Genomic DNA, 9016 nt, shown 5'->3' on the forward strand with positions numbered 1-9016 from the left:
TTCCAGCATAGGCCCGGTCGGTGAACTTGTCGGCTGGTTCGCCCATGATGTCGAAGACATAGCTTTCGGTTTCCATCGGCAGGAAACCGCCGGAGCTGAGCCAGCGCGACACCCGGCTCTCGCCGGCATTGTAGGCGGCGGCCGCCAGGCCGAGATTGCCGTAGCCGGTTTTCATTTCGGCGAGATATTTCGCCGAAGCCGGGATCGCCTGGCTGATGTCGAAGGAATTGGCGAGCCCGCGCATCTTGGCGGTGCCCGGCATGAACTGGGCAATGCCTTCGGCACCGACCGGACTGACGGCGTTGGGATCGAAACGGCTCTCCTTCCAGATTAGCCGGGCGAAGAAATCCCTGGGCAGGCCGTTTTGGTCGGCATGCGCCTGGATCAGGTTGCAGACCTTGTCGATAAGCCGTTGCTTGGCGGATTGCGGCGGATCGGCCTGAGCCAGCGTCGACCAGACCAGCCCACACAGCAGGATCAGCGTCGCCCATAGGAAACGCTGCATTTGACCTACTCTGCCGCGGCCTTGCCGCCGCGACCGAACCGCTGTTCGATATAGTCGGCGACCATTTTCTCGAAATCCGCCGCGATCGACGGTCCGCGCAGCGTCGCTGCCTTCTTGCCGTCGACGAAGACAGGCGCGGTCGGCGTCTCGCCGGTGCCGGGCAGCGAAATGCCGATGTCGGCATGCTTGGACTCGCCCGGACCGTTGACGATGCAACCCATCACCGCGACCTTGAGGTTCTCGACGCCGGGATATTTATCGCGCCACACGGGCATGTTCTTCCTGAGATCCGCCTGGATGTTCTGGGCAAGTTCCTGGAACACGGTCGAGGTCGTGCGGCCGCAGCCGGGGCAAGCGGCAACGATCGGCACGAACTGCCTGAACCCCATGGTCTGCAGCAATTCCTGCGACACCTGCACCTCGCGTGTGCGGTCGCCATTCGGCTCCGGCGTCAGCGAGATGCGGATGGTGTCGCCGATGCCTTGCTGCAGCAGGATGCCCATGGCGGCCGACGAAGCGACGATACCTTTCGAGCCCATGCCGGCTTCAGTCAGGCCGAGATGCAGCGCATGGTTGGAGCGGGTAGCGAGCTCGGTATAGACGGCAATCAGGTCCTGCACGCCGCTGACCTTGGCCGACAGGATGATTTTCTCGCGGCCAAGGCCGATCTCTTCCGCCATCTCGGCCGACAGAATCGCCGACTGCACGATCGCCTCACGCATCACCTCCTGCGCCGTCAGCGGAAAACCCTTGTCCTGGTTGTCGTCCATCAGCCGGGTCAAAAGCTCCTGGTCGAGCGAGCCCCAGTTGACACCGATGCGCACCGGCTTGTCATGCCTGATCGCCATCTCGACGATATCGGCGAACTGCCGGTCCTTCTTGTCCTTGAAGCCGACATTGCCGGGGTTGATCCGATATTTGGCCAGCGCCTCGGCGCAGGCCGGGTGATCGGCCAAAAGCTTGTGGCCGATATAGTGGAAATCGCCGACCAGCGGCACGTTGATGCCGAGCCGCTGAAGCCGCTCATGAATGCGCGGTACGGCGGCGGCACTCTCGTCGCGATCGACGGTGATGCGCACGATCTCGGAGCCGGCCCGGTGGAGCGCTGCGACCTGCGCAACCGTCTGGTCGATATCGGCCGTGTCGGTATTGGTCATCGACTGGACGACAACAGGCGCGCCGCCGCCGACGACCACGCTGCCGACATCGACGCCGACCGAGGTGCGGCGGGGGAAAGGAGAGGAAAAATATCCGGTCATGCCGGCAGCCTTTTGTCTCTGGAGCATCTTGTGTCCTGCATGGGCGCACAACGACGCCCCGGGCCGATGCGCTGAGGTCCGGGCATGAGGTGGAGGAGCAAAGATGGCTTGTCAATGGCGACAGGTCGCCATTGGCCGGAATCGGCACGCCGCCAGCGACCAGAAACAATCGATGATCTGGCGAAACGGGCGACGGCCGAAGCGGAAATTGAGCCGGTGCAAGTCCAGCTTCGGCTGACAGACCGGTGCTGGAGAATCAAAACCCTCCACACCGGCGGCGGGGAGCCGCCGGAAAAAGAGGCCGCGGATACCGGGCGGCTGTGTCAGGAGGGCATCAGTGCGTGGTCGGTTTTCCTCTTAGTTTTTCAATCTCGTCCTTGAGTGCCAGCTTGCGTCGCTTGAGATTCACGATTTCCAGGTCGTCGACCGATGGATGATTCATCGCGTCATCGATTTCACGTTCGATGTCGCCGTGTTTCCGCTGCAACTCATCAAGATGGGATGCAAGAGACATGATTGGTTCTCCCTTTCATGGTTTTCCTCGATTGCAACCGTCACGGCGCGTCCACCGCAGGTTCGCTTCTGTGACGGCACGGTGACAGTGTGTCACCTTCCGGGGGCGATGTCGAATGATCCGTGGTAGCATTCCACGACACCTTGAAATGTGATATGGGCTGCACGCCGGTGACAAAACACCCGGTCCCGCCCAATCAGGCCCAGCTTTGGGCGCCGCAGACGTGCAGACGGTAGAGAATGTCCGATCAGGAACAGGCCGATATTCGCCTCGAATTTTCCCGCCTGAAGCAGGAACACGCCGATTTCGATGCAGCCATCAACGCGATGATCGCCATGGCCTGCGATCCACTGCAGATCCAGCGCATGAAGAAGAAGAAGCTGTTCCTCAAGGACCGGCTGATGGCGCTGGAAGACAAGATCATTCCCGACATCATTGCTTGAACGATGTGATGTGCTGACGCCGCTCGAGCGCCAGGCAGCGGCGATCTGCGTCTGCTTGCGCAGACGTGTGACGGTGCTTTTGGCCGGTCAATCGTTGGGCTTTTTTTCGCTGGTGCACTAGCCGCGACAGCGCCTTCTTCTGCCGGACGATCTCGCACATGCAGCACCTCGAACTCGACGGCTTCGTCGCACGCTTCCGCAAAACGGCGGCTGAGGACGGCCCCCGGTCACTGATCCCACCGTTCTGACGGACGCCGCCGGGAAACCTGCGCCTTTGCGCTGCTCAGCCCGGCCGTCGACACAGCTCACCACCCGCGCTTCAAAACAATAACTTTACAAATATTTGTATTTATGTGAAGTATGACGAAAGGATCGACCATGACAGCCACTCGTTTCGCCACGCGCCTGAATTCCTTTGCCTCGCGGCCGCAGGCCGAATGGCCCGACCTTACCGGCAAGCCGTCGCTGCTGCAGATGGCGGCGCGCGCCGCCAAGGTCGGCGGGCTTACCGATCTCGACCTCAACTTTCCTGACCATGTCAGTGAGAAGCCTGCGGAAATCGCCCTCAAACTGGGCGATCTCGGGCTTTCCATCAATGGCTTCGCCATGCGCTACTACTCCAACCCCGCCTTCAAGCTCGGCGCCTTCACCAATCCGGATCCGGCGGTGCGCCGCGAGGCCATCGACGTGACCAAAGCCGGCATTGATGCCGTGCGTGAGGCCGGCGCCAGCCTGATGACGCTGTGGCTCGGCCAGGATGGCTTCGACTACGCCTTCCAGGCCGAGTACGCGACGCTTTGGCAACACGAAATCGATGGGATTCGTGAAGTGGCGGCACATGATCCCGACTGTCAGATCAGCCTTGAATACAAGCCGAACGAGCCGCGCTCCTACAGCCTGATGCCGGATGCGGCGACGACCTTGCTGGCGATCCGCGATGTCGGCCTGCCCAATCTGGGCGTCACCCTCGATTTCGCCCATGTGCTCTATGCCGACGAACAGCCGGCCTTTGCCGCGGCCCTGGTGGCGCGTCACAGCAAGCTGCTCGGCGTGCATCTGAACGACGGCTACGCCAAGCGCGACGACGGCCTGATGGTCGGCGCGGTGCACACGCAGCAGACCATCGAGCTGCTCAGGCAGATCCGCCGCGACGGCTACGCCGGCGCCATCTATTTCGACACGTTCCCCGACATGACCGGGCTCGATCCGGTGCGTGAGTGCGAAGTCAACATCGCCACCGTCAAGCGCATGCTGCGCGTCGTCGACCGGCTGGAGCAGGACAATCGCCTGTCCGCCGCCATGGACAGCCAGGATGCGGTGACGTCGCAGGCCATCATCCAGGAAATCATGCTCGGGCCGGATAGCTGAGAATCCGCGCCATCACCGTTTTCAACAAGGGAGGAATACAATGAAACTTCTGCTTGCCACTGCCACCGCCGCACTGATGGCGCTGTCGATAGGCTCTGCCTTTTCGGCCGACCTCGCGCCGCTCAATTCCGACACGGAAAAGGACCGCATCGACTGGTCGCAGGTCGAGGCCAAGTTCGGCGCGTTCCCCAAGCTGCCCGAAGGCACCAAGGCAGGCGCGGTCTCCAAGACGCTGACCAATGAATACTGGCGCTCGCTGGGCGAGGGCTACACGGCATTCGGCGCCAAGGTCGGCGTTCCCGTCGTCTATCAGGCGGCGCAGAGCGAGGGCGACCAGCTCGGCCAGCTCACCATCGCCGAAGGCCTAGTGACGCAGGGATACAACGTGCTGCTCGTCTCGCCGCAGACGGATGCCAATCTGCAGCCGATCATGGAGCAGGCCAAGGCCGCCAACGTGCCGGTGGTCAACGTCAATGACGCCGTCATCCCGCAGGCCGAACATTATGTCGGCAATGTCCAGCGCGACAATGGCGTGCGCGTCGCCAAATGGTTCATCAAGAACCGTCCGGATGGCGGCAAGGTCGCCATCGTCGAAGGCCAGGCTGGCGTCTATGCCGCCGTGCAGCGCACCGACGGCTTCAAGTCGACCATCACGGAGGCAGGCAAGTTCGAGGTCGTCGCCAGCGTTCCCGGCAACTGGGACCGCCAGACCTCCTATGATGCGGCCACCAACATCCTGCAGCAGCACCCCGACCTGATCGGCTTCTATGCCAACAATGACGGCATGGCGCTGGGCATTGTCGAAGCGGTCAAGGCTGCCGGCCTGCAGGACAAGGTTGCGGTCTTCGGCACCGACGGCATTTCCGATGCCTATGCCTCGATCCGCGCCGGCGAACTGACCGGCACGGTCGACAGTTTCCCGGTGCTTACCGGCGAAGTGGCGCTGGAAACGGCTCTGCGTCTCGTCGCGGGACAGAAGCTGCCACGCGTCGTCGCCACGCCCCAGGCGCTGATCACCAAGGACAATGCCGATCGCTATTCCGGCGCCGGCGCGCGCAAGGCACTGCTCGAGGACGCGGCTGCGGGTCAGTAAGGCCAATCAGCGAGTGCCGGCCAGAGCAATTCGCTCCCGCCGGCACCGTTGCCCGGAGATAGAACCCAATGTCACCCCGGCTGCAATTCCAGGGCATTTCCAAGCTGTTTCCGGCCGTGCGGGCGCTTGACGGCGTGTCGTTCTCGGTCGGTGCCGGTGAAATCCACGGGCTGCTCGGCGAAAATGGCGCCGGCAAGTCGACGCTGCTGCGCATCCTGTCTGGCGTCTACAGGCCGACGGCGGGAAGCGTCCTCATTGACGGCAAGCCGGTTACACTCGCCAACCCGGTCGCCGCACGCGCTGCGGGCGTCGCCATGATCCACCAGGAATTGCAGCAGGTGCCGCGCCTTAGCGTCGCGCAGAACATGTTCCTCGGCCATCCGTTGACGCGCGGCGGCATGTTCGTCGCCCGGCGCGAGCAGGAGCGCCGCGCCGCCGAGGCTCTTGCAGCCATTGACCCGTCCATTAATCCAGCCGCACCGCTCGGAACTCTGAAGGTGGCGCAGCGGCAGATTGTCGAGATCGCCCGCGCACTGCTCGATCGCGCCCGCATCGTCGCCATGGACGAGCCGACATCGAGCCTGACGCCGAGCGAGTTCGAACGGCTGGCGCAAGTCATCACCGGTCTCGCCCGCGACGGCGTCGCCGTCGTCTATGTCTCGCACAAGCTGGACGAAGTGTTCGGCATCTGCCGGCGCGCCACCATCATGCGCGACGGCGTCGTCGTCGATTCCGTCGATCTGAAAGACCTGTCGGAGAAAGCGGTCGTGGCGATGATGGTCGGCCGCGAACTGGCACAGGAACACCATACCTCCCACGCCTCGAACAAGGTCATGCTGAGCGCGCGTGGCCTCTCCTCGGCGACGAAGGTGCGCAACGTGTCGTTCGATCTGCATCGCGGCGAGGTGCTGGGCATTGCCGGCCTGGTCGGTTCCGGCCGCACTGAACTTTTGCGGCTCCTGGCCGGCGCCGATCGCGCCACGGCGGGGACGATTGCAATCGACGGCAAGGCGGCGCGCTTCGCCAGCCCGCGCGATGCGATTGCCGCCGGCATCGGCCTGGTGCCGGAGGAGCGCAAGCGCGAAGGCATCGTGCCGCTGCGCTCGATCACCAGCAATATGGCGCTGGCCTCGATGGGCGTGTTCGCGTCGCGCGGCGTCATCGATCACACCAGGTTGAAACAGGTGGCGGCCGAGAAGATGAGCCGCGTCAATCTGCGCCCATTCCTGCTCGACCGGCCGATCCGCCTGTTCAGCGGCGGCAACCAACAGAAGGCGATCATCGGACGCTGGCTGGCGGCGGGAACGCGCATCCTTTTGTTCGACGAGCCGACGCGCGGCATCGATGTCGGCGCCAAGGCGGAGATCTATCATCTGATCGAGGAACTCGCCGGCGAGGGCCATGCGGTGGTCGTCGTCTCCTCCGAGCTTCCCGAAGTGATCCGGCTTGCCGACCGCGTGCTGGTCATGCGCGACGGCACCATCGCCGCCGAACTCGATAGGGCAAATCTCTCAGAACAGGCGATCGCGGCGCACGCCATCCCGCAAACGCAAACGCCGGCCGCGCAATCGGCAAGGCAGAGGTGACGGATATGTCGGATACCACTCTTGTGCGGCCACACGCCGAATTCCTGCGCGGGGTTTCCATGCGCGACGCCGGCACGCTGATCGGCCTTGTGGTGATCCTCGCCGTGTTCGGTGCGTTGGTGCCCGGCTTCTTCGCCGAGCGCAACCTAATCAACATCCTGCAGCAGTCGAGCATCAATGCCTGTCTGGCGCTAGGCATGACGCTGGTCATCATCTCCGGCGGCATCGACCTGTCGGTCGGGCCGACGGCAGCACTCTCGGCCGTCATCGCGGCCTCGATGATGGTCGCCGGCGTGCCGTTTCCGCTGGCCATAGCCGCCGGCTTCGCCATTGGCCTTGCCTGCGGCCTCGTCAACGGCATCCTTGTCGCCTATGTCGGGCTGCAGCCCTTCATCGTCACGTTGGGAACACTCAGCACCTATCGGGCGCTGGCGCTGATCTACACCGGCGGCAATCCGGTGCTCGGCCTGCCCGCAGGCTTTCGCGCCGTCTTCAACGGATCGCTGTTCGGGCTGCCGCTGGCGGTCGTCATCGTCGCCTGCGTGGCTGTCGTCGCCTGGGTCGTTTTGAAGAAGACGCCTTTTGGCGAATATCTGCTCGCCGTCGGCGGCAATGAAGAGGCAGCCTACATCGCCGGTGTGCCGATCGCCCGCACCAAGATCGCCGCCTACATGATCTCGGGCTTGCTGGCAGCCCTTGCCGCGCAGATCCTGATCGGCCGGCTCGGTGCCGCCGAGCCCATCCTTGGCAATCTCTGGGAACTCGACGCCATTGCTGCCGCGGCCATCGGTGGGGCCTCGCTGATGGGCGGCAAGGGCAGTGTCATCGGCACCATCCTGGGCGCCGTCATCCTCGGCGCCATGCGTAACGGTTTGACGCTTATGAACGTGCAGTCCTTCTATCAGCTTCTGGCAACTGGTCTTATAATCCTCGCCGCGATGCTTATCGATCGCGTGACGAGGGGGCGTGGATGACCTTGAGCGGGCTGGACCTGAAAGCGGTAGGACCGCGCATCCGCATGATGATGCCGCATCTCACCCCGCTGGAGGCGAAGGTGGTGGAAACCGTCTTCGGCCGGCGCGGCTTCGACGAGAGCATTCCGCTCAAGCAGATCGCGGAAGAATCCGGCGTGTCCGAGGCGATGGTGGTCAAGATCGCCAAGAAACTCGGCTTCTCCGGCTATCGCGACTTCCGCACCGCTGTCTATGAATACAGCCGCCTGCCGACCGCCGAGATGCATCAGGAGCTGTCGTCCGACGACAGCTCGGCCGAGATCGTGCAGAAGGTTTTCCGCACCTCCATCCAGGCACTGGAGGAAACTCTGGCGATCCTCGATATCGAGGATTTCGACCGCGCCGCGGATCTTCTTTACCGTGCCAAGAACCGGGATTTCTATGGCGTCGGCGGCTCGGCGCAGATCGCCCGCGACGTCTCGCACAAATTCCTGCGCATCGGCATCCGCGCATCCGTCTATGACGATTCGCACATGATGCTGATGTCGGCCTCGCTGCTCGGCGGCGACGACATCGCCGTCGGCTTCTCGCATTCGGGCAACACGTCGGCCGTTATCGACGCCATCCAGCTGGCCCGCAAGAACGGTGCCCGCACGCTGGCCATCACCAATTACGACAACTCGCCGCTGGCTGCGGTCGCCGACATCGTGCTGTGCTCGACCGCGCAGGGCTCGCCGCTGATGGGTGAGAACGCGGCGGCCCGCATTGCCCAGCTCAATATCCTCGACGCACTGTTCGTGGCGGTGGCACAGCGCGACTATCAGGCGGCGGAGCGCAATCTCGGCCGCACCATGTCGGCGGTGACATCGAAACGAAAAGACCGGGGTTCATGACGACAACGCCGCTCGTCACCGTATTCGGCAGCCTGCATTACGACATCATGGTCGACGCGCCCGACCGCCCGCGCAAGGGCGAGACGGTGGCCGGCCATGCCTGGCATCCGAAATGCGGCGGCAAGGGCGGCAACCAGGCAGTCTCGGCGGCGCGGGCCGGTGTGCGCGCGGCGATGATCGGCGCCGTCGGCGACGATGATTTCGGGCGGGCGTTGCTGGCCAATCTCGATCGCGCCAAGGTCGACCGCCGCTTCGTGCGGGCGGCCGCTGGTGCCGGCTCCGGCATGAGCGTGGCGATCTTCGACGCAGGCGGCGACTATGGCGCGGTGATCGTCTCGGGCAGCAATCTGACGCTGGGCCATGCCGACATCATCTCTGCTTCAGATGTGATGGCCCAAACGG

General features: G+C 63.7%; 10 protein-coding genes. 7 read left to right on the top strand and 3 right to left on the bottom strand.

Features of this window, described 5'->3' with window-relative positions:
* The 3 genes from EN943_RS31395 to EN943_RS31405 form a co-directional block, all read right to left on the bottom strand.
* Positions 1–505: lytic transglycosylase domain-containing protein (locus EN943_RS31395; RefSeq protein ID WP_164778471.1), on the bottom strand; the 505-nt coding region annotated here is incomplete at its 3' end.
* Between the two features lie 5 nt (positions 506–510).
* The gene (gene ispG / locus EN943_RS31400; protein ID WP_164778472.1) at positions 511–1764 is read right to left on the bottom strand and encodes a flavodoxin-dependent (E)-4-hydroxy-3-methylbut-2-enyl-diphosphate synthase; all 1254 of its coding nucleotides are present in this window, start codon (positions 1762–1764) and stop codon (positions 511–513) included.
* Positions 1765–2098: 334 nt separating this feature from the next.
* Positions 2099–2278, bottom strand: coding sequence for a YdcH family protein (locus EN943_RS31405; protein ID WP_013529217.1), 180 nt, complete (start codon positions 2276–2278; stop codon positions 2099–2101).
* A gap of 239 nt (positions 2279–2517) precedes the next feature.
* On the opposite strand from EN943_RS31405, the gene EN943_RS31410 reads away from it, so the two are divergent.
* From EN943_RS31410 to EN943_RS31440, 7 genes are all read left to right on the top strand, one after another.
* Positions 2518–2721: a DUF465 domain-containing protein gene (locus tag EN943_RS31410; protein WP_013529216.1), complete on the top strand. Its 204-nt coding sequence runs from the start codon at positions 2518–2520 to the stop codon at positions 2719–2721.
* 378 nt (positions 2722–3099) lie between these two features.
* Complete coding sequence (locus EN943_RS31415; RefSeq protein WP_127415928.1) at positions 3100–4089, top strand: TIM barrel protein; 990 nt, start codon at positions 3100–3102, stop codon at positions 4087–4089.
* A gap of 40 nt (positions 4090–4129) precedes the next feature.
* Positions 4130–5182, top strand: coding sequence for a substrate-binding domain-containing protein (locus EN943_RS31420; RefSeq protein WP_024502965.1), 1053 nt, complete (start codon positions 4130–4132; stop codon positions 5180–5182).
* Between the two features lie 68 nt (positions 5183–5250).
* Positions 5251–6768 (top strand): sugar ABC transporter ATP-binding protein, encoded by a 1518-nt coding sequence (locus EN943_RS31425; RefSeq protein ID WP_127415929.1) that lies wholly within the window; start codon positions 5251–5253, stop codon positions 6766–6768.
* A gap of 5 nt (positions 6769–6773) precedes the next feature.
* Entirely contained in the window at positions 6774–7742 is a 969-nt protein-coding gene (locus EN943_RS31430) for an ABC transporter permease (protein ID WP_127415930.1), read from the top strand.
* Positions 7739–8614, top strand: a complete 876-nt coding sequence (locus EN943_RS31435) for a MurR/RpiR family transcriptional regulator (protein WP_127415931.1) — start codon at positions 7739–7741, stop codon at positions 8612–8614. The genes EN943_RS31430 and EN943_RS31435 overlap by 4 nt, the downstream gene beginning before the upstream one ends.
* Positions 8611–9016: PfkB family carbohydrate kinase (locus tag EN943_RS31440; protein ID WP_245476048.1), on the top strand; the 406-nt coding region annotated here is incomplete at its 3' end. The genes EN943_RS31435 and EN943_RS31440, both read left to right, overlap by 4 nt.

The organism is Mesorhizobium sp. M7A.F.Ca.US.006.01.1.1 (genome assembly GCF_003997935.1).
In the GTDB taxonomy this organism is placed as follows: Bacteria; Pseudomonadota; Alphaproteobacteria; order Rhizobiales; family Rhizobiaceae; genus Mesorhizobium.